A 21,394-nucleotide genomic window follows, 5' to 3' on the forward strand; every position below is an offset into this window, starting at 1 on the left:
GAGTGTCAGTCCATACCGTTGCAGTTTACAGGGGGGTGGAAATATTGGCACATCACATCCTGGCTGTGGGAGATTTTCAGACTCAATGCTTCGAATTATGACCCGAAAAGGAATTTCGTTACTAGGCATCCTCTTCGTTTTTTACCATTGGGCCGCTGCCCAGCCTACTTCGCGGCATCTTGCAGTGGAGCACTATCCGTTCTCTTCCCTTTCTTCTTCTCTGAATCGGCTGAGGCATAGTAATGAAGATACTGCCAAAGTGAACCTGCTCTTAAGAATTGCCAGTATTTATCATTGGAATGAGGAAAGTGCTTCTGCGGATAGTTCCATAGAGTTTGCCCGATTGGCGGCGCAATTGAGTGCCCGCCTTCGGTATACCGAAGGCCATAATGAAGCGACATTCATTCTCTGTAAATCTCTGACACAAAAGAAGGACTTCCGGGGGGCAGAACAGATTCTCAACGAAGTAAACGGGGAGCAGTATATCCGCCTTCTTTTGGTACTGAGTGAGTTTTACATCAATAATAAGGACGCAAAGGCAGGCGAGTTACGCAAAGCGGCCCCCTATCTGCACGAGGCTAATCGTTTAAGTAAGGCACTGCAAGCGCGGCATTGGATCACTGAAAGCAGTATTGCGCAAGCCAAATATCATTTCCGCTTTGGGGAAATCAACAAAGGGAGGGATTGCTTTTACCAGGTAATCCATTTTCATGAGCAGATCGGCGACAAAGCCGGACAGGCACATTGGTGGCAGGACCTGGCCCGTTATCTGCCCGAGATGAATACCTATGCGCTCCAGATATATAGTTACGGCAAGGCACGGAAACTTTTTAAAGAAATTGGGAATATTGAAGAACTGGCCGATTGTCTGCACGAGGAAGGGACGATTCATTCGAGGCATAAAAGAATGGATCTGACCGAAAAACTTTACCTCGAGGAGCTGGAACTTTTAAAATCTGCCGGTTTGGAGCAGAAGCTGTTTTCCAGCTATCAGAGGCTCTCGGCATTTTATCAGAAACAAAACAATCAGGACAGAGCATTGCAATATGCGCTGATCGGCCTTAAAAATCTTAAATCTATCAAAGACAGCAGTCAGTTAAATTCGCTTTACTGGACAGCGGGAGACATTTATCAGAGCATGGGTGATCATCCTGCCAGTATTAAATATTACAAATTGGCTCTTTCGACGAGTCTTTGGCATATGGTCAGAACGTTCACCCTGGTGAAGCGAGTAGTTGAAGCCGAGATAAGGACGGGAAATCCGGGAGGGGGAATCCGTTTTCTGAACTCTTTTATTAAGAGGAGGGGGGAGCCCGCCACATTGCTGAACAGGCAACTGATAGTATTTCTCTATGGAAATTGTTACATTGCACAGAAGGATTACAGGACAGCCGAAAAATACTATCTTGAAATGATCCGCCTGAACGGTGAAGTTGAACCTTCGGAAAAGTTCTGGTGGAGGAATGCAAATTCGGTTTCGGGGCCTACGGCTTTTTTGACAATAGGTAGATTTTATATCGAACAAGGTAAGTTCGGACAGGCGGCGCGTTATGTAAGAAGCGCCCTGACCTACCATGAGCTCCCTCCAGCATTTGAAATGGATGGAAGATACCTTATCTATAAGATCGATTCGGCGGCGGGTAACCATCTCGCATCTATGGGAAATTACCAGCGTTATATATTTCTCAAAGACTCCATCCAAAGGGTTACTAAAGACGAACAGGTGGCAGTAATGAAAGCCAATTTTAAAACGGCTCAAAAAGAAAAGGATATCAAACTCCTGCAAAAGGAGACGGTCCTCAGAAAGCGGCAGCTTGAGTTAAAAGCCCGCACCGAAAAATTTGCTTATGCGGGAATCATGATACTGTTTTGTCTGTCAGTGCTGCTGTATAACAGCTATCGTGTTAAACAGAAAAAAAACCTGCTTCTGGAAGAGCAGCAAAAAACGATACACATAAAGAATTCGTCACTTCTTCGGCTGGTTGACGAAAAAGAATGGCTGTTGAAGGAAGTGCATCACAGGGTGAAAAACAATCTGCAGATCGTGATCAGCCTTTTGAATTCTCACTCGGCCCATCTGAAAGAGGAGGTAGCTGCTAACGCCATCACGGAAAGCCGCCACAGGATACAGGCCATTTCAATGCTGCACCAGCGGATCTATCAATCCGAAAATATGGTGGGCATTGCCATGGCCAGCTATATTCATGAACTGGTATATTATCTGGACCACAGTTTTAATACTGCCAGACACATTCTTTTCAGTCTGGATATTGAGAACGTGGAGCTCGATTTATCTCAGGCTGTGCCTATTGGTTTGATACTGAACGAAGCCATTACCAATTCACTTAAGTATGCTTTCACCGATGGGCGTGAGGGGGAAATCAGGGTAGTTTTTAAAAAAACGGAGGAAGAAAAGCTCGTGCTGTGCATTGCTGATGACGGGACAGGACTCCCGCTCGATTTTGACATTGATAATATCGGTACTTTCGGACTCAAACTGATCAGGGGACTTACTGAAGACCTGGATGGTACACTCACGGTCCAGAGCGAAGGAGGTACTACATTACTGATTTCATTTACCTATAAATGGATAACGGCGTCGCTACCATCTTCTGAGGATCTGCCGGGGTTCAGGGGTATATAATTGAGTACCTACCCAACTACAAAACGCCAGTTAATTCCTAATTTTTTCATTTTGGAAACCAACGTGGGTGCCGGAATATTCAGCATTTCTGCCGCACCGCCCTTGCCCGAAACCTTTCCGTTGCTTTTGGTCAATGCCACCAGGATAAGTTGCTTTTCGCTGTCGGACGTCGACTTTAATTTCAGACTGTTTGCCAGATTGTCCTCCGGCATATTCTCGTCTACCGGGAGATCGAAAGAGGAGATCAGCTCAGAGGACGTCAGGATAACCTGGCGTTCAATGATATTTTCAAGTTCTCTTACATTTCCGGGCCAGAAGTATCGGACGAGTGTTTCCATTGCCTGCGGGCTGATTTTTTTGATTGAGCGGCCAGGTAAGCCAGCGTGTTTCGATAGGAAATGATTTACCAGCGTGGGTATGTCTTCGGTTCTGTCCCGTAGTGGGGCAAGGGTAATGGAAAAGACGTTAATTCTGTAGTAAAGGTCTATCCGAAATCTTCCTGCTGACACCTCTTTGTACAGATTACGGTTGGTAGCGGTAATAAACCGGATGTCGAGTTTAATTGTGGTTCTGCCACCTATCCGCTCCAGCTCCTTTTCCTGAATCACACGCAGCAATTTGGTTTGTGTTTCCAAAGGCATTTCACCAATTTCATCCAGGAAGATGGTTCCTCCCTGTGCCTGCTCAAATTTACCGATCCGCTTTTCCATAGCTCCGGAAAAGGCACCTCTTTCGTGCCCGAAGAGCTCCGATTCGATCAGGTTGGGTGGGATGGCAGCGCAATTGACTTTGATCAGTGGCTTATGTTTTCTTTTAGAGAGATGATGTATTGCCTTTGCTATTCCTTCTTTGCCCACTCCCGTCTCGCCCAGAATGAGTACCGAAGTGTCCGTTGGCGCTACCTGGCTTGCCAGGTCCAGTGCCTGCAGCAATTTAGGGCTGCTTCCAATAATTTGCTGAAATTCAATTGAGGTATCCCTTTTCCTTACCTCTATGAGCTTATCGGGTACTGCATCCTGATGCCGAAGCCCGTGCGCGTTGGCATATCTGTGGCGGTAGGCGGCAATATCCAATGCCACCAGAATGTCCCTTTGCCGGAAAGGTTTGATCAGAAAACCATCGGGCCTGGTTGTTTTGGCTGCCTCAAAAGTGAGAGGATCCGAATTGGCAGAAATGTAAATGAATGGAATATTTGCAGTGGTGAGCACCGGTGCCAGGTCAACACCGGTTTGGTTCCCTTTTAAAAATATGTCGAGCAAAACGATGTCAGGCCTATCTGACTGCAGCAAATCAAGCGCTGCGGGTACCGACTTGGCAATACCGGAAACTGAATGTCCTGCGGTTTCCAGTATGATCTGGAGATCGTGTGCTTCTATGAACTGGTCTTCAACAATGAATACTTTCAGGCCCATAACGCTGCTCTGTGAGGGATAACCTTCTAAAAATACTCAATTAAAGAGATTTTCTTCCCTAAATTAGGGGATAAATTGATTTGTCTCTGGTACTGAATAACTTTTTGGGAAAATGGACTGCTTGGAAATCTTTCTGGATATGATTGGCACAGCTGGCCCGATGGAGCAGGTGCGCAGGCTGATGTCCCAGGTGGCAGGTACAGAAAGTACTGTTCTTCTGCTCGGAGAGACCGGAACAGGGAAGGGCCTCGTTGCGAAAAGTATTCACCAAAGTTCATTGAGGAAGAATGAGGTGATGATAACTGTGGACTGCGCTGCACTACCTCCTGACTTAATAGAAAGTGAGCTGTTTGGGCACGAAAAGGGAAGTTTTACCGGCGCATTGGAACGGAGGATCGGTAAATGGGAACTGGCTGACAAAGGGACATTATTTCTCGATGAAATCGGTGAAATGCCATATGCCACGCAAGCGAAGATACTCAGGGCTATTCAGGAAAGGGAGATCGAGCGGATCGGAGGAAATTCAACTATTAAAACGGATGTTCGAATCATTTCTGCCACCAGTAAGGATCTGGCCGGGGAGGTGAGGAAAGGGCGGTTCAGGAGTGATCTTTTTTTTAGGTTAAATGTATTTCCGATCGTTCTCCCTCCATTAAGGGAAAGAAGGCAGGATATTCATGAGCTGGTATCCTACTTTCTGAAAAAGTACAGTGAAAAAAGCGGGAGGAAGGTTTCGCGTATATCCTCGAAAGTTCAAAAAAAACTTTTATCCTACCATTGGCCTGGCAATGTGAGGGAGCTTGAAAATCTGATTGAGAGAAGTGTATTGCTTACTACCCAGTCTGTCATTGATGAGGTATTTTTGCCCGTCGGTTATCAAAAGGAAGGCCTCAAACGGAATATTGGTAAAGTGAAAACCATTAATGAAGTGGTCAGGGAGCATATCCTGATGGTATTAACGCTTTGTGAGGGAAAAATAGCCGGGGACGGCGGAGCAGCGGAGGTTTTAAAGATACCTCCTACTACTCTGCACGCGATGATCAAAAGGCTGGTAATCAAAAAGGTATATGAAAGATGATATTCAAAAACATCTTGATGCTGGCCTCCATGCTGTGTGATTGTGATCACACTTTTTTAGTGATTTCATTCCTTTTTATACCTGCGTAGGCGGACTAATTTTGATTATTGAGGTTGGGCATGAAAAGCCTCGGTCCTGAAAATTTTCAAAAATCTTATCCGTTTATTTTATGACGAATTTAACAAACTGGGATGCTGCTGCAAAAGAGAAAGCAAGCAAAGGCTTTAAGATCCATCTGCTTGCTTTTGTTCTTGTTACACCTGCGATCTGGCTTGTCTGGTATCTTACCGACACGTCCTATCCATGGCCCCTGTGGTCCACTCCGGCATGGGGAGTAGGTCTGTTGTTCCATTACCTGGGCGTTTATGTATTCAGCAAGCGGGTGAGTTAGCAGGTAACCGTGCCCATTTGCCATATTTCCTGATGCTGCGTTTGTATTATTGCCAGGCTGTTTTATCCACGAAGTCTCGGGCGTCCTGCACAGGAGAGGATGACCCGGGACAGTTGCGCTATGCGCGCTTTTTCCGGGTGATTCGTGCACATGATCAGGTTAAAATCCTTCTTTTTCGAGCAGTTTGGGATTTTAATAATCTGGTTAGCTTTTCCTGTACATGAAGCCAGGATACTTGCATTTATTTTCTTGAAAAGTTGAATTTAAGAGCTGGTATATGCATTGATTATCAGACTGGTGGCTTATTTGGGGTACTTTCAAGCCCGGCTGACTTCTTTTGAGCTTTCAGAAATGAGCGGATAACGCTTAAATTAATATGATAAATCAGCTCAAATACTCTATTATTGCCGGATTTTTAAATTTCGTGCGAAAGCAGCGAAGGATAAAGTGCAATAATAATTCAACAGAAATGAGTTCAAAACACACTGAAAAAGCATCGGCTGCCGGTCTTTTGGTAGCCTTGGGGATTATCTTTGGCGATATCGGAACATCGCCCTTGTATGCCATGCAGGCCATTATAGGTAATGAGCCCATAGCCCTCGACGTCGTTTATGGGGCGGTATCCTGTATTTTCTGGACGCTTACCCTCCAGACCACCGTCAAGTATGTAATACTGATATTACGGGCAGACAATAACGGTGAAGGGGGGATCCTGGCATTATACGCCTTGGTACGGCGAAATGCAAAGTGGCTTACTGTTCCGGCTATTATCGGGGCCAGTACGCTTCTGGCCGACGGCATCATTACGCCACCTATTTCGGTATCTTCTGCCATCGAAGGGTTGCGAATCCTGTATCCGCACATCCAGACCATCCCGATCGTAATCGGTATTCTTACGCTGTTGTTTATTATACAGGTATTTGGTACCACTATCGTGGGGCGTGCGTTCGGTCCGGTGATGCTGGTTTGGTTTTTAATGCTGCTGGTACTGGGGTTATCGCAGGCGATCTACCACCCGGAAATCTTCAGGGCGTTCAATCCGTATTATGCATATCAGCTGCTGGCTCATCATCCCGGGGGCTTCTGGTTACTCGGGTCCGTCTTTCTGTGTACCACCGGGGCCGAGGCGCTATATTCCGATCTGGGACATTGTGGCAGAGGAAATATCCGGATCAGCTGGATATATGTGAAGACCTGCCTGGTGATCAATTACTTTGGACAGGGTGCCTGGCTTGCCATGCATACCGGTGAACTTTTGAACGGGCGAAAACCATTTTATGAGATCATGCCTGACTGGTGGCTTCTTCCGGGAATCTGTATCGCAACGATGGCTACAATCATTGCCAGCCAGGCATTGATCAGCGGCTCGTTTACCCTGGTGTCCGAAGCGATCCGGCTGAATGTTTGGCCGAAGGTACGCCTTGTGTATCCAAGCATTGAAAAAGGGCAGCTGTATGTACCCAGCGTCAACTGGCTTTTATGGGCAGGATGTGTGGGCGTTGTGCTTTACTTCAAGGAATCATCACACATGGAGGCGGCCTATGGTCTTGCCATTACGCTGACCATGGTCATGACAACGCTGCTGTTTTCCTATTATCTGTTTGTTCAAAAGATCGGTAAAATATGGGTGGCGGTTTTCATTACGGTATATCTGGCTATTGAGGGTTCATTTCTGGCGGCTAATCTTCTGAAGTTTTCTCATGGCGGATGGGTGTCTTTGTTACTGGCAAGTATTATCGGGGCTTTGATGGCTATCTGGTTAAGGGCCAATTTGATTAAAATGAGACTGACGGAATTTGAGGAACTCGACAAACATATTCCTTCGCTCAAAGAGCTCAGTAATGACATTAGTGTTCCCAAATATGCCACGCACCTGGTTTTTATGTCCAATGCGGCCGAAGACAACCAGATTGAAAGCAAGATCATTTATTCCATTTTCCAAAAGCGGCCCAAACGTGCAGATATTTACTGGTTTGTTCACGTGGAAACGACCGATGACCCCTATACCATGGATTACCATGTGAATGTAAGGGCTGTGGATGACGTTATTAAAATCAATTTTATCCTGGGTTTTCGTGTTGAGCAGCGCATCAATATGTTCCTGAGGAAAGTGGTGGAAGACCTTGTGATGAACAATGAGGTAGATATTACCAGTCGCTATGAGTCGCTCAACCGGCAGAATATCACCGGCGATTTCCGCTTCGTTGTGCTGGAACGTTACCTCTCGGTTGACAACGACCTGCCCTGGCATGAAGAATTTGTCATGAAATTTTATTTCGCTATAAAAAGCATCACCAACACCGAGGTCCAGTGGTTTGGGCTGGACAATAGTTCTGTGAAGGTTGAGAAGGTACCTCTTGTGCTGAACACCAGTAAGAAGATCAGGATGAGAAGGGTTTATATGTCGAACTGAAATTTTAATCCTCCATCCATTTTGATAAGACCCTATCATTTTGATAGGGTCTTTTTTGTTTTCTGATTGTAGAAATATGTGATAATGTTTTGATAATTAACTTGTTGTGTATTGAGATTTTCCTTGGGAATGTGTTTGGTATAAAGCCGGGAAGACGTTTAACTAACCAATGTATTTTAATTCTCACTTTAATCCCCTTCAAGATGATCGCAATCCTTTTAATCGCGGCCGGCAGCCTTTGCTTTCTGCTCTTTTACCGAACCATTCAATTCTTTGAAAAAATCTGACACCATGGCAGCGCTGTTTATCATATCCATCGGGGTTTTTGCCTACATCTGTTATGTATTGCTCAAACCCGAAAAATTCTAAGCCGAAAAACAATGTGCAACCTGGATCACAACCGCAACCAAAAGACCCGGCCCTGGGAGGTACTGGTGATTCTGCTGATCTGGCTGATGGCCGCGGCCCTTGTGTACATCGTTTTCCGGAAAGCAACAATCGAATTAAATATAAAATAAAATGAACACTGAGTTAATTGGAATCATTGCCATGTTTGCCTTTACGGTTGCCTTCGCTGTACCGTTCGGGAAGTACATCGCCAAAGTTTATGGTGGGGGAAGGACCCCTCTGGACCCCATTTTTAATCCCATCGAAAAATTATTTTTTCGTATCAGCGGGATAGATGAAAAAGCCGAAATGAACTGGAAACAGCATCTGGCTGCACTGCTGACGATCAACTTCGTCTGGTTCCTTTTGGGCATGTTAGTACTGATGAACCAGGGATGGCTCCCCTTAAACCCTGACGGTAATCCGGGTCAGAGTGCAGACCTGGCTTTTAATACCAGCATATCTTTTGTGGTGAACTGTAATTTGCAGCATTATTCGGGAGAGTCGGGCCTGAGCTACCTGTCGCAGCTGTTTCTGATGTTTCTTCACTTTGTAACCGCAGGTACAGGTATGGCCGCCGCTGCGGTGCTTTTTATGGCACTCCGCGAGCGGACCACGGACAAGCTGGGTAATTTTTATAGTTTACTGCTTCAATCCTGTACCAGGATTCTGTTGCCTGTTTCGATGGTAATCGCCATCATTCTGGCCTTCAACGGAACGCCAATGACGTTTGATGGAAAGGATACCATCATTAATATGCAAGGGGATACTGTGGGGGTTTCTACCGGACCTGTAGCGGCATTTGTCGCAATCAAACACGTAGGTACCAATGGGGGCGGGTATTACGGTGCCAACTCGGCCCACCCGCTGGAAAATCCGAACTACCTCAGCAACATGGTCGAAATGTTTGGTCAGCTGATTGTACCCATGGCAATGGTATTTGCCTTTGGCTTCTTTTTGCGCCGCCGGAAAATGGCCTGGATGATATTCGGGGTCATGACCATTGGCTTTCTGATATTGACCGCGCCCACCATTATCTGGGAGAATGGCGGAAACCCGGCGATTACCGCCATGGGTATTGATAACAGCGCGGGTGCTATGGAAGGAAAGGAAGTAAGGCTGGGAAGTACCGCTTCGGCATTCTGGAGTATAGCCACCACAGTTATCTCCACCGGATCGGTCAACTCAATGCACGACAGCTTCACACCCTTGTCGGGAATGACGCAGATGCTGGCCATGATGACCAACGCATTTTATGGTGGGGTAGGAGCGGGTATGCTCAATTTTTTCATCTTCATTATTCTGGCTGTCTTTATTTCTGGACTGATGGTGGGGCGTACTCCCGAGTTTTTGGGTAAAAAGGTAGAAGGCAGGGAAATGAAGATCGCGATGATCGTAGCGTTGCTACACCCGTTACTGATTTTGGCAGGGACAGCGCTGGCGGCAGCTTTTCCGGAAATCACTTCCGGTACACTGAATAACCCAGGTTTCCACGGTTTTAGCGAAATGCTTTACGAATACACTTCTTCTTCTGCCAACAACGGGAGCGGCTTTGAGGGGCTTGGGGACAACAATCCCTGGTGGAATATTTCGACAGGATTTGTATTGATTCTGTCACGTTATATCCCGATCATCGGACCCATCGCCATTGCCGGACTTATGGCAAATAAAAAGTATATCCCCGAGAGTGCAGGTACGCTGCGTACGGATTCGGGTACATTCGGGGTCATGATTCTGGCTGTCATTTTCATTATCACCGCCTTGTCGTTCTTTCCTGCTCTCACGCTCGGTCCCATTGCAGAATATTTCAGCATGCATTAGCATTAAATCGATTATAATCAAATAAACAGCTATCCGCCCCAGCCAATCGCTGCCGGCCAATAGCCAATCGCTTGAAAAAAATGAAAAATCAAAATGCTTCCTTATTTCAAAAGGAACTGGTCAATGAGGCTTTAAAGCAGTCATTCATCAAATTGAATCCAAAGGTGATGTTCCGGAATCCTGTGATGTTCACAGTGGAAATCGGTACTTTTATTATGCTAGTCGTAAGCCTCTGGGTACTTACCGGAGAAAACTCACAGGGTAGTTTTGCCTATAACTTTGTTGTTTTTCTGATCCTGCTGCTGACACTGCTTTTCGCTAATTTTGCTGAAGGGATCGCGGAAGCAAGGGGAAAAGCGCAGGCCGACAGTCTGCGCAAAACCCGGGAGGAAACACCAGCAAAACTGGTTATCGAAAACAAGGCCGGGTTCAGCGTGGCCACCCAGCGTGTGATGTCCGCCTCCATGAAGAAAGGAGATGTGTTTATCTGTGAAGCAGGCGACAATATCCCTACTGACGGAGAGATTATCGAAGGACTTGCTACCATCGATGAGAGTGCGATCACCGGGGAATCTGCCCCCGTAATCCGGGAAGCAGGTGGTGACAAAAGCAGTGTAACGGGCGGTACCAAGGTACTTTCCGACAAGATAAAAGTGATGGTAACCACGGCACCCGGAGAAAGCTTTCTGGATAAAATGATTGCGCTGGTCGAGGGAGCGAGCCGTCAGAAAACACCGAATGAAATTGCATTGACGATCCTTCTGGCGGGTTTTACGCTCGTGTTTATCATTGTTTGCGTGACACTGAAACCTTTTGCAGATTTTGCCAATACGCCTATTACCATTGCCGCTTTTATTTCCCTTTTCGTTTGCCTGATTCCGACAACCATCGGCGGGCTTTTATCGGCTATCGGTATTGCTGGTATGGACAGGGCCTTACGTGCCAACGTGATTACCAAGTCGGGAAAAGCCGTGGAAACCGCTGGTGATATTGATGTGCTGCTATTGGATAAAACAGGTACCATCACCATTGGGAACAGGAAAGCAACACATTTCCATGCGGCCCAAGGGGTGACAGATAACCATTTTGTCAAATGTGCGGTGCTCAGCTCCATTGCTGACGAAACACCGGAAGGGAAGTCGATCCTCGAGCTGGCCAATCTGAACCCCGCAAGTTATGGTTACCTCAAGAATCCGACATTCATCAAATTCACGGCTGAAACACGTAGTTCAGGGATTGATTTTGACCAGACCAGAATTCGGAAAGGTGCTTTTGATTCGATTAAAAACCTGACTGTAAAGGCAGGTAACTTGTTCCCGGCAGACATTGAGCAGAAAGTGAAGGATATATCCAGTAATGGCGGTACCCCTCTGGTAGTATCGGAGAACGAGTATGTACTGGGTGTGATTGAATTACAGGACATTATCAAAACCGGTATCAGCGAACGTTTCGAGCGGCTTCGAAAAATGGGTGTGAAAACAGTTATGGTGACGGGAGATAATCCACTGACTGCCAAATTTATTGCAGAAAAAGCCGGTGTGGACGATTTCATTGCCGAAGCCAAACCGGAGGATAAAATGAATTACATCAGACGGGAGCAGGAAAGCGGTAAGCTGGTAGCGATGATGGGGGATGGTACCAATGACGCGCCGGCACTCGCACAGGCCGATGTGGGTGTAGCCATGAACAGTGGTACCCAGGCAGCCAAAGAAGCCGGTAATATGGTCGATCTGGACAATGATCCTACCAAGCTCATCGAGATCGTGGAAATAGGAAAACAGCTTCTGATGACCCGCGGCACGCTGACGACCTTTTCGATCGCCAATGACGTCGCCAAGTATTTTGCCATCATTCCCGCGCTGTTTATTACATCGATCCCCGCCCTGAAAGGCTTGAATATCATGAACCTGAACAGCCCGGAAAGCGCAATCCTCTCAGCGGTTATCTTTAATGCCATCATTATCCCTTTCCTGATCCCGCTGGCGCTGGGGGGTGTCACCTACAAACCGATTGGAGCAAGTGCTTTACTCAGGCGTAACCTTTTCATCTATGGCCTTGGTGGCGTGATCGTCCCATTTATCGGAATCAAGGTGATCGATCTGATGGTAAGTATCTGGATTTAAATAAATTGTTAAATGCTGGAAGCCGATAGCTACTACCTTAAAGCTAAATAAAATGAAAACAAACATATTTCCCGCAATTAAATTAACCGTGCTGACCCTGATCCTTTTTTCAGGAGTGTATACGGCCGTGATCTGGGGTGTGGCTCAACTGGCACCCAATGGAGGAAAGGGCGAAGTGCTAACCGTAAATGGCAGAAAGTATTATACCAACATCGGGCAGACCTTTACGGAGGACAAGTACTTCTACTCGCGCCCATCTGCCGTAGGTTACAATGCGGCCGGTAGCGGTGGCAGCAACAAGGGACCTTCAAATCCTGACTATCTGGCCGCTGTGCAGGCCCGTATTGATACCTTTCGGGTTCACAATCCGGAAATTGAAAGAAAGGATATTCCCGTTGAACTGGTGACCGCAAGTGGAAGCGGACTGGACCCGGATATTAGCCCGAAAGCCGCATTGGTGCAGGTTAAAAGGATTGCTTCGATCCGGAAAATTTCTGAGCAGACCTTACGTCAGTTGGTGGCTGAGAATACCCAGGGGCCTTTGCTAGGGATGTTGGGGCCGGAGAAAGTCAATGTTCTGAAATTGAATATCGCACTTGACGGGCTGAAATAATCGAAGAGGCCGGTCATCACTTGCAGCGACGCGGTGGCCGGTAACAGTAACCGCGTCGCTGCATTCTGATATTCCAGTACAGTACCAATGAAACTTTTATTATTCAGTGCAATCAGTTTAGTGACATTACGATCTGTGGCCGCGCAGGATTCATCTCAAGTAAGCAGCCCCGTTACCATCAGCGGTTATCTTGAGGCTTATTACAACCATGATTTTAACAGTCCGGGAAATCATACAGCCCCTGGATTTCTTTACAACTTCAATCGTACCAATGAAGTGAATCTGAACCTGGCTTTCATGAAAGTTAATTATGCCACACGGCATGTAAGGGCCAACATAGCACTGGCAGCAGGTACTTATATGAATGCCAATTACAGCGCCGAACCCGGCGTACTCAAAAATGTGTATGAAGCGAACGTCGGTGTGAAGCTCTCCGGAAAGAGCAACGTATGGCTGGATGCTGGCATTATGCCTTCTCACATTGGTTTCGAAAGTGCGATAGGAAAGGATAACTGGACGTTGAGCCGGAGCTTGTTGGCCGAAAACTCCCCCTACTTTGAGGCTGGTCTCAAGTTAGGCTACACCACAAAGGACGAAAAACTCTACTTGTCCGCTATGTACCTCAATGGCTGGCAGCGGATCGAGCGGGTAGACGGTAATTCGACGCCCGGCTTTGGTACACAGGTTACCTATAAACCAACGGGCAAGGTAACGTTAAATTACAGTACCTTCATTGGAAACGATAAGCCGGACAGCGTCAGGCAGATGCGTTATTTCCATAATGCTTACAGTATCTTTCAGCTTACAAACCGGCTGGGTATCATTGCGGGGTTCGACTTTGGATCGGAACAAAAAATGAAAGGAAGCGGTCGTTATAATACCTGGTATACACCGGTTTTAATAGCCTGTTTGAGTCTCTCGGATAAAGTCCGTATCGCGGCAAGAGGGGAATATTATCAGGATAAAAATGGCGTGATCATAGGCACCGGAACACCGCATGGTTTCAGGACGTTTGGATATTCTATAAATTTCGATTACTTAATAGTACAAAATGTGATGTGGCGCATGGAAGCCAGGTCTTTGAATAGCAGGGATGCCATCTTTACCCGAGACGATATAGCCCGTAAGCAGAATTTCTTTCTAACGACCTCGGTCGCACTTTCATTTTAAATGACTGAAAAGGAAAACCACGTAAAGCATTTCCTGGATTTGATCCAGCAGTCCCGCAAAGGTAAGTTTAAAGTCTACATCGGCATGAGCGCCGGTGTAGGCAAAACCTACCGTATGTTGCAGGAAGCGCATACATTAATGCGAAATGGTATAGACGTCAAGATTGGTTACATTGAGACACATCACCGAAAGGAAACGCACGAGCTCCTGGAAGGGCTTCCGGTGATACCCAGACGGAAACTTTTTTATAAAGGAAAGGAGTTGGAAGAGCTTGATATTCAAGCTGTAATAAGTTTGCGGCCTGAAATTGTAATTATTGACGAACTGGCACATACCAATATTGAAGGAAGCAAGAACGACAAACGCTGGCAGGATGTGATGGAAATTCTGGATGCAGGTATCAACGTCATCAGTGCGGTCAATATCCAGCATATCGAAAGCCTGAATGAGGAGATCAAAGATATCACGGGTATTGAAGTTAAGGAACGGATTCCAGACAGCGTGCTGGCGGCAGCCGACGAGGTGGTTAACATTGACCTTACCGCTGATGAACTTATCACACGTTTGAAGGAAGGTAAAATATATGCGGCTGAAAAGATCCCAACGGCCCTGGGGAATTTTTTTACAGCTAATAATATTCTCCAGCTTCGTGAATTAGCTTTGAAAGAGGTGGCCAGCCAGGTTGTACGCAAGGTAGAAACCCAGATTTCATCACGGGGCCTTACGGCATTAAAGTCAAACCGTTTTATGGCCTGTATCAGCAGCAACGCCGAAACCGCCAGGAACGTAATCAGAAAGACGGCCCGGCTGGCAAGCTATTACAACAGCCCATGGATTTTACTGTATGTACAGACACCCAAGGAAAATACGAACAAGATAGCCCTGGACAAGCAGCGGCATTTGATCAATAATTTTAAACTGGCCACTGAGCTCGGCGGGGAAATCATCCGGGTGGAGAGCCCCCATGTTTCCCGGGTAATCATGGAAACGGCCGAGCAGAAGCATATCACCACCATCTGTATTGGCAAGCCGCATATGAATCTTTTCAGGGTCATTCTGGCCACCAATATTTTTAACCAGCTTCTTAAAAAACTCTCTGTTTCTGAAATTGACTTAGTCATCCTATCCTGATGAATATTAAAACCAAACTAAGACTGGGCATTGGCCTGTTGTTTCTGATGATCCTGCTGCTTTCGACAGTAGGTATCCGGAACGTCAATTCCCTTAAAAACGATACGGAGAATATCCTGGCAGACAACTATAACACGCTGGAATATTGCCAGAATATGATCGCTGCGCTGGATGTTATGCAGCAAAAGCAAAATGGGTTACCCGCTTTTGAAAAGAACCTCCGCCTGCAGACGAAGAATGTTACTGAGCCCGGGGAAGGCCAGGCGACGGCCCACATCAGTCAGCGGCTGGGGCAGCTGAGGTCCAATCCGGGGGATCCGAACCTTCATTTGTCAATACGAAGAGATATTGCGCAGATTATGGAGCAGAATATGAAGGCCATTGAGCGGAAAAGCGATATTGCGACCCAGACGGCCAAAACGGCCAATACCTGGATCATGATTTCCAGTACCCTTTGTTTTCTTTTCGGTATGACTTTGCTGGTAAATCTGCCCGGAAACATTGCCAACCCCATCCGGGAGCTGACGGCAAGTATCAGGGAAATTGCTTCGAAAAATTATTCGCAGCGGGTGTATTACCGTGGAAGAAATGAATTTGGAGAGCTGGCAGACTCGTTTAATACCATGGCTGAAAAACTGGAAGAATACAACAAAAGTAATCTTTCGAAAATACTGTTTGAGAAAATACGGATCGAAACCCTGATCAACAATATGCATGAGCCAGTGATAGGTCTTGATGAAAATAAAGTGGTATTGTTCATCAATAATGAGGCGTTGAAAATATCAGGCCTCCGCCCTGATGACATTGTGGGCAGGCCCGCGGAGGAAATTGCGCTGGGTAACGATCTGATTCGCTCTCTGGTCAGTGATTTGTCAGAAACTGAAAGTCAGGGAACGTTATCCACGGTTCCGTTGAAAATTTATGCAGACAATAAGGAAAGTTATTTTGAGAAAGAGATCGTAAATATAACCATCAAACCCACCGGAGAGCGCGAAAAGAGGCTGATCGGTCATGTGATCATTCTGAAAAACATCACGCCTTTTAAGGAGCTGGATTTTGCCAAGACTAACTTCATCGCTACGGTTTCGCATGAGCTGAAGACGCCTATCTCTTCTATTAAAATGAGTTTATTGCTGCTCGAAAATCAGAATACCGGGCACGTGAACCCGGAACAGCGGCAACTCATCGAAAGTATCAAGGAGGATAGTAACCGTCTTTTAAAGATAACAGGCGAACTCCTGAATATGTCACAGGTAGAAACAGGTAACATTCAGTTGAACATTCAGCAGGCGAGCCCTGAGGAGATCCTTGAGTACGCCCTGGAAGCGGTGAAAGTACAGGCCGAACAAAAGCAGATCGATCTGCAGATTGACCTGGAGGAGGACCTGCCTGCGATAAAGGCGGATAGCGAAAAGACAGCCTGGGTACTCATTAATTTTCTCACAAATGCAATCCGTTACTCCCGGCAGTCGGGGCAGATTTACATCACAATCAGGCATCACGAAAACGGTGTGCAATTTGCCGTTAAAGACGAAGGGCAGGGGATTGACAGCCGTTACCGGGCGAAGATTTTTAACCGCTACTTTCAGGTTCCGGGCAGTGCCAAAACCGGGACAGGCCTCGGGCTGGCAATCAGCAAAGAGTTTATAGAAGCCCAGGGAGGGCACATCGGGGTAAACAGTGAGATCGGGATGGGCAGTACTTTCTTTTTTGATTTGCTCAGGTCTTAGAATGATGTTTACGGCATGGTAAGTTGCAACAGTCCCATGGGATTCTTTGCAGGTTAGGTTATGCTGAAGGAATTAATTTACTATTAACCGTTTGATTATCAATACTACGGTATCTACACATTTTAATTCTGCAGGATACCCGCCTTGTAGTACAAATCTGCCAGCGACTGCTGGTACTTGGTGAGTAGTTCAGCGCGTTTTATCATCATATCAATCAGCTTGGTTTCACGGCTGTTAATCAAAAATAAGGTACTTTCTCCCAGCTCAAATTTCTGAAGCTCACCTCTGAGTAAAATTTCCTGGTTGGTGATGCTCTGTGTCTGGATCGTCAATTGTGTCTGGTACGCTTTTAGATCGTTAAAAGAGCTTCGGATACTGGTCAGAATTGTTCGTGTTTCATTTTTCAGATCAAGATTCAGATCCATTTGTTTCACCTTTATCTCATTCAGCTTGCCTCTCGCGGACCGAAGGAAAAGCGGAAAGGAAAAATCGAACCCAACCTTATAGTTGTTCCATCCAACGTCGTAATATTCCGGAACATAAGAAGTAAAATCCCTGCGGGTGGTGAGCAGCGATCCGCTCAGGTTCAGTTTAGGCTTCATCATTTCGCGCAGATAATTCCTTTCCAATGCAAGCTGCAGTCCTTTGTTACGCAGCATTTGAAGTTTAGGGTGATTATCTTCCGCTGTGTTCATTAAATGATCCAGCTGAGCGGAGGTTATTCCGGCTGCAGCAGAGTCTGCATTTACGGCCACCGCGTCCTCCGGCAATTCCATCGGGTTTCCTTTATCGTCCCAAAGATGGTTTGAAACCAGTAACCTTGTGTTCTGAACTTCAATCTGAACCCTTGCCAGCTGGATTGATCGTTCCTGCAGCGTAATGAAGGCTTCAACGGAATCAATGGCGGGTTTGTCGCCCAGTAATGCCTGGTTTCGGGTGGCAAGGTACCGGTTATTGGCGAGGTCAACACCCCGGCGGGCCAGGTTGTACTGCTGATGCGCATAAAACCAGTTCCAGTAGTCCTTTACGGCCTGAAACCATACCTTGTTGATTTCATTGGCCCGTTCTGCCTCGGCGTAATTCACCATCACTCGGGCTTGCCGTAAGGTATTACGCCTCGCATCAATGAGCAGCCCTTGCCCGAGCGGTACACTGATACCCACGCCTGCCAGTCCTGATAGCGGGGTGGTAGTTTCGGGGTTGGTATAGGAGCCTACATTTCGGTCGAACCCGATTTTGAGGTCAGCCCCGGCGAGCCATAGCGGCACTTTGAGCTCGCTTGCCCATTGGTTATAGTAATTGGTACCTCCAAAATATTTCTGGTCGAAAGATGCTTTAAGGCTTGGATCAAAGCTGCCCAACGCCTGGCTTACCCTTGCACGTGCTGCTTCACTCAGCAGACCGGCCTGTTTTACCACCGGGTTGTTGAGCAGTACAAGCTCCTGAAGATCTCTCACCGAGAATACTTTTACGGAGTCAGGGGTATCCACTTTTTTTGCACTAAGGTCTTGTATAGACAAGCGGGTACAGAGCAACAGACCAGTTAAGCCCCATTTTATGATCTTATTCATTTGCGTAGGCTTCGTTCTACTTTTTACTTCCAGTATCTTCTTTTTGGGGTTCTCTTTCCAGGCTTGGCGGAAAGCCATTCAGTAACCGCCATATTTCATACCAGATAGGCACGGGACGCAAAATTACCCGTCCGTATACACCTGATCCTTGCCTGAGCTGCTTTGGCCAGGGTTCGTCGTTGTGAGGTACCGGAGCGGTAGGGGTTACCAGCAGGCGGTACTTGCCATTTCCGCTGCTCACCAGGTCAATAACCTTCACCGTACCTGCAAACGTACCTACCGCCACAGATGGCCAGCCCGCAAATTGTACGGATGGCCAGCCTTCAAACTGCAGCCGTACATCACTGCTGTCCAGTATCAGAGGCACGTCCATGGCATCTACGTAAATTTCTGCTGCCACACGTGGTTTTAATGGCTGAAGTGTTGCAATAGATTCCCCTTCTTTGATGTTTTCACCAATACCAGCTTTTAATGTTTTCACCACGAAACCATCCTGTGGAGCTCGTACCACGTAGAGCCCGCGCCGTATATTGATATTGGATATCTCATTCTGGAGCTTGGCAATTTCTCCCTGTGCGCTTACCCTGCTGGAGAGCGCCGAGCTGAGATCCGAGCGCGCCTTTGCGACCGACTCCTGGTACTTCGCCTGAATATTATCCAGTTCAATGCGGGCATTTTGCAGGGATTGGCGGGAGTTGTTCAGCTTGTTGACCTGGCTGATGACTTTTGCATTATCTTCCTGTAATTTCAGACGACGGCTTTCAATGTCGGTCAGTGAAAAAAGGCCATTTTTATAACCCGCTTCATATCTGTCCAATCGGGCTTTGCTGATCTCGAAAAATTTCTGGATCGCAATCAGATCGGCGCTGTCGGCCTTCACATAGTTTACGGCCTGTTCTACTTTATTTTGTGCCGAGGTGAGCTGAATTTTCAAGCCCAGCGTCATGGCGTTGATCTGTTCCATTGTAGCATCCATTTTTTGGGCTGCTGCATTTTCTGACCCCTCTTTTGCCTGTAGCTGCTCTTGCAGGCGTTGTGGTAGCTTAGGGTCAAAATAGGACTGGCTGGTTTCCGAAAGCACCAGGATGGTATCTCCTTTTTTTACCTGCTGTCCCTCCCGAACGGCCCAATGCTCAATGCGGCCTCCGATCTGGTTTTGGACCGTTTGAGGCCTGTCTTCCGGCGCCAATGCCGTTACGGTACCCCTGCCGGGAATGGTTTGGCGCCAGGGCAGGAAAAGTACGATGAGGAAGAGAAATAGCAGGATTAGCATAATGCGTCCGAGTAGCCTTGAGCCCTGTGTTTTCAGGATCTGTCTGTCAGAAAGGATACCCAGCTCCTCCCAGTCGATTCGCTTGGTCAGGTCGGTATTTCTAGCCATGGCGCACCTCACTTTCCTCCAGCTCCAGGTCGGTTACCGCCGCAATTTTCTCACTTGCCGTTACCATATCAAAAATGGTGTCAAGGTTTGTCATGAATTTTTCTATGGCATAGCTGATCTGTACGATGATCACCTCTGCCGCTACAAATTGTCCGAGTGTCATTTGTCGTTGTACAACATAATAGGATCCCAGGAAAAGCAGCCCGCCCATCAGCATTGTTCTGACGATCACGGAGCTTGCAAAAAATTTCCTGAGAACCCAGAAATGGTCATTACGTGACTGTAGGTAGTCCGCTGTGATACGGTCTGTATTGATGATTACCTGTCGGAGCTTATCCGGCATCCCACGGTACTTGTCCAGATCTCCTGCTACTTCCTCCAGATAAGCAACCACTTCGTATTTATGGTGCGACTCCTCTATGCTGGTTTTGACTCCTCTTTTGTAGTACAATAAAATGACTACAACGGTAGCCAGGACAGTCAGCAGGCCGAAAGTCATGAAAATGGGGTGGTAGAAGGAAAGTAAAATGGCCGAGAGCGCGATTTGCACCCCTGCCGCTACAATGTCTACCAGCAGTTTGGTCAGGCCTTTCTGAATGGTAATCACATCGAAAAACCGGTTCACCAGCTCCGGCGGATTTTCACCTTCCAGTTCCGATTTCTTAATCCGCGGAAAACGGTATGCAAATTCGAGCGACGCCTTCGTAAAGATTTTTTGTTCGATCAGTTCCACAAGCGAAAGCTGCCCGATCAGTAAAATACCACCGATTATTACACCGATCAGCACAACACCGATGAGCACATACGTGGAACTGTACAAAGCCCCATTGGAAAGCAGATTGAAAACGGCTGTGGTACCCAGTGGCAGCGTGAGCCCGATAAGGCCAATCAGAATCGCGTAAATAAAGATATAGTTGATCGTCGAGCGTTCGACATAAAGCAATGCAATGAGCCGTTGCCAGGGGGTCGGGACTTCGGCCTTCGGAATTTTACCCATTCGGATTGATGATAGTAAGGATGGTCATTGGTACTTGTTGTCCGAATAAAAATGATCGGATTGTTCATTTAACAACAATTAGAACTCTGCAAATTTCTCAAAAATTGTACCTTATCCTGCATTTTCTTGTTACAGTACAGGACTTTTTTTATTTAGTACCAAAAAAAATGTATCCGATCAGGTAACTATAGGTGACTGTTGTCAAACTCTAATTTCGTTGTAATATAACTCTAATCTGATTCTAATAAGTCGGGAAAAAAGCGGTTTGGGGAGTCTGTCTTAATGGTTTTGATAAAGCCGAATCCGGGCTAAAAAATCCAGGTATAACCACGTTGTAGAAAATATTACTAAACGGGGCCGGTGTACGGGGAAATTTAGTAACGGTATTTTACAATTGAGCTCTTGGGGGTAATAAGTATCCTGGCTGATATTTATTACCCCCAAGATATATCCAGATGCTGGATTCCCATGGAACAACCGTCTGACAAAAGGCCAGGCGATGTGGTGGAGATAACGGATGATTTTTAAAGGC

16 protein-coding genes are annotated in these 21,394 nt (G+C 46.7%); 12 read left to right on the forward strand and 4 right to left on the reverse strand.

The window, feature by feature from the left end; genetic code table 11:
- Positions 1–97 precede the first annotated feature (97 nt).
- Entirely contained in the window at positions 98–2,644 is a 2,547-nt protein-coding gene (locus KOE27_RS04790; protein WP_215237692.1) for a tetratricopeptide repeat-containing sensor histidine kinase, read from the forward strand.
- Positions 2,645–2,652: 8 nt separating this feature from the next.
- Here KOE27_RS04790 and KOE27_RS04795 read toward each other — a convergent pair whose 3' ends face one another.
- Positions 2,653–4,056, reverse strand: a complete 1,404-nt coding sequence (locus KOE27_RS04795; protein WP_215237693.1) for a sigma-54-dependent transcriptional regulator — start codon at positions 4,054–4,056, stop codon at positions 2,653–2,655.
- A 112-nt stretch (positions 4,057–4,168) separates the two neighbouring features.
- Between KOE27_RS04795 and KOE27_RS04800 the strand changes: the two genes are divergently transcribed.
- From KOE27_RS04800 to KOE27_RS04850, 11 genes are all read left to right on the forward strand, one after another.
- A complete protein-coding gene (locus KOE27_RS04800) occupies positions 4,169–5,134 on the forward strand; it encodes a sigma-54 interaction domain-containing protein (RefSeq protein ID WP_215237694.1) in 966 nt (321 codons plus the stop codon).
- A 169-nt stretch (positions 5,135–5,303) separates the two neighbouring features.
- On the forward strand, positions 5,304–5,525 hold the full coding sequence (locus KOE27_RS04805; protein ID WP_215237695.1) for a 2TM domain-containing protein: 222 nt from the start codon (positions 5,304–5,306) through the stop codon (positions 5,523–5,525).
- Positions 5,526–5,994: 469 nt separating this feature from the next.
- Entirely contained in the window at positions 5,995–7,938 is a 1,944-nt protein-coding gene (locus KOE27_RS04810; protein ID WP_215237696.1) for a KUP/HAK/KT family potassium transporter, read from the forward strand.
- A 273-nt stretch (positions 7,939–8,211) separates the two neighbouring features.
- Positions 8,212–8,307, forward strand: a complete 96-nt coding sequence (locus KOE27_RS04815; RefSeq protein WP_215237697.1) for a potassium-transporting ATPase subunit F — start codon at positions 8,212–8,214, stop codon at positions 8,305–8,307.
- An 11-nt stretch (positions 8,308–8,318) separates the two neighbouring features.
- A complete protein-coding gene (locus KOE27_RS04820) occupies positions 8,319–8,456 on the forward strand; it encodes a hypothetical protein (protein WP_215237698.1) in 138 nt (45 codons plus the stop codon).
- 1 nt (position 8,457) lies between these two features.
- Entirely contained in the window at positions 8,458–10,146 is a 1,689-nt protein-coding gene (gene kdpA, locus KOE27_RS04825; RefSeq protein ID WP_215237699.1) for a potassium-transporting ATPase subunit KdpA, read from the forward strand.
- Positions 10,147–10,226: 80 nt separating this feature from the next.
- Positions 10,227–12,269, forward strand: a complete 2,043-nt coding sequence (gene kdpB / locus KOE27_RS04830) for a potassium-transporting ATPase subunit KdpB (RefSeq protein WP_215237700.1) — start codon at positions 10,227–10,229, stop codon at positions 12,267–12,269.
- Positions 12,270–12,321: 52 nt separating this feature from the next.
- Entirely contained in the window at positions 12,322–12,882 is a 561-nt protein-coding gene (locus tag KOE27_RS04835) for a K(+)-transporting ATPase subunit C (protein ID WP_215237701.1), read from the forward strand.
- Positions 12,883–12,969: 87 nt separating this feature from the next.
- A complete protein-coding gene (locus KOE27_RS04840) occupies positions 12,970–14,052 on the forward strand; it encodes a porin (RefSeq protein ID WP_215237702.1) in 1,083 nt (360 codons plus the stop codon).
- Positions 14,053–15,183: a sensor protein KdpD gene (locus tag KOE27_RS04845; protein WP_215237703.1), complete on the forward strand. Its 1,131-nt coding sequence runs from the start codon at positions 14,053–14,055 to the stop codon at positions 15,181–15,183.
- On the forward strand, positions 15,183–16,913 hold the full coding sequence (locus KOE27_RS04850; protein ID WP_215237704.1) for a HAMP domain-containing sensor histidine kinase: 1,731 nt from the start codon (positions 15,183–15,185) through the stop codon (positions 16,911–16,913). The genes KOE27_RS04845 and KOE27_RS04850 overlap by 1 nt, the downstream gene beginning before the upstream one ends.
- Before the next feature lie 122 nt (positions 16,914–17,035).
- Here KOE27_RS04850 and KOE27_RS04855 read toward each other — a convergent pair whose 3' ends face one another.
- Genes KOE27_RS04855 through KOE27_RS04865 form a run of 3 tightly spaced genes read right to left on the reverse strand, consistent with a single transcriptional unit; the run spans position 17,036 to position 20,862 of the window.
- Positions 17,036–18,484, reverse strand: a complete 1,449-nt coding sequence (locus KOE27_RS04855) for a TolC family protein (protein ID WP_215237705.1) — start codon at positions 18,482–18,484, stop codon at positions 17,036–17,038.
- A 16-nt stretch (positions 18,485–18,500) separates the two neighbouring features.
- Entirely contained in the window at positions 18,501–19,865 is a 1,365-nt protein-coding gene (locus tag KOE27_RS04860; RefSeq protein WP_215237706.1) for an HlyD family secretion protein, read from the reverse strand.
- Positions 19,858–20,862 (reverse strand): ABC transporter transmembrane domain-containing protein, encoded by a 1,005-nt coding sequence (locus KOE27_RS04865; RefSeq protein WP_215237707.1) that lies wholly within the window; start codon positions 20,860–20,862, stop codon positions 19,858–19,860. Before KOE27_RS04865 ends, KOE27_RS04860 begins: the two co-directional genes overlap by 8 nt.
- Positions 20,863–21,394: the final 532 nt, after the last annotated feature.

It is taken from the genome of Dyadobacter sp. CECT 9275 (assembly GCF_907164905.1).
Lineage (GTDB): Bacteria > Bacteroidota > Bacteroidia > Cytophagales > Spirosomataceae > Dyadobacter > Dyadobacter helix.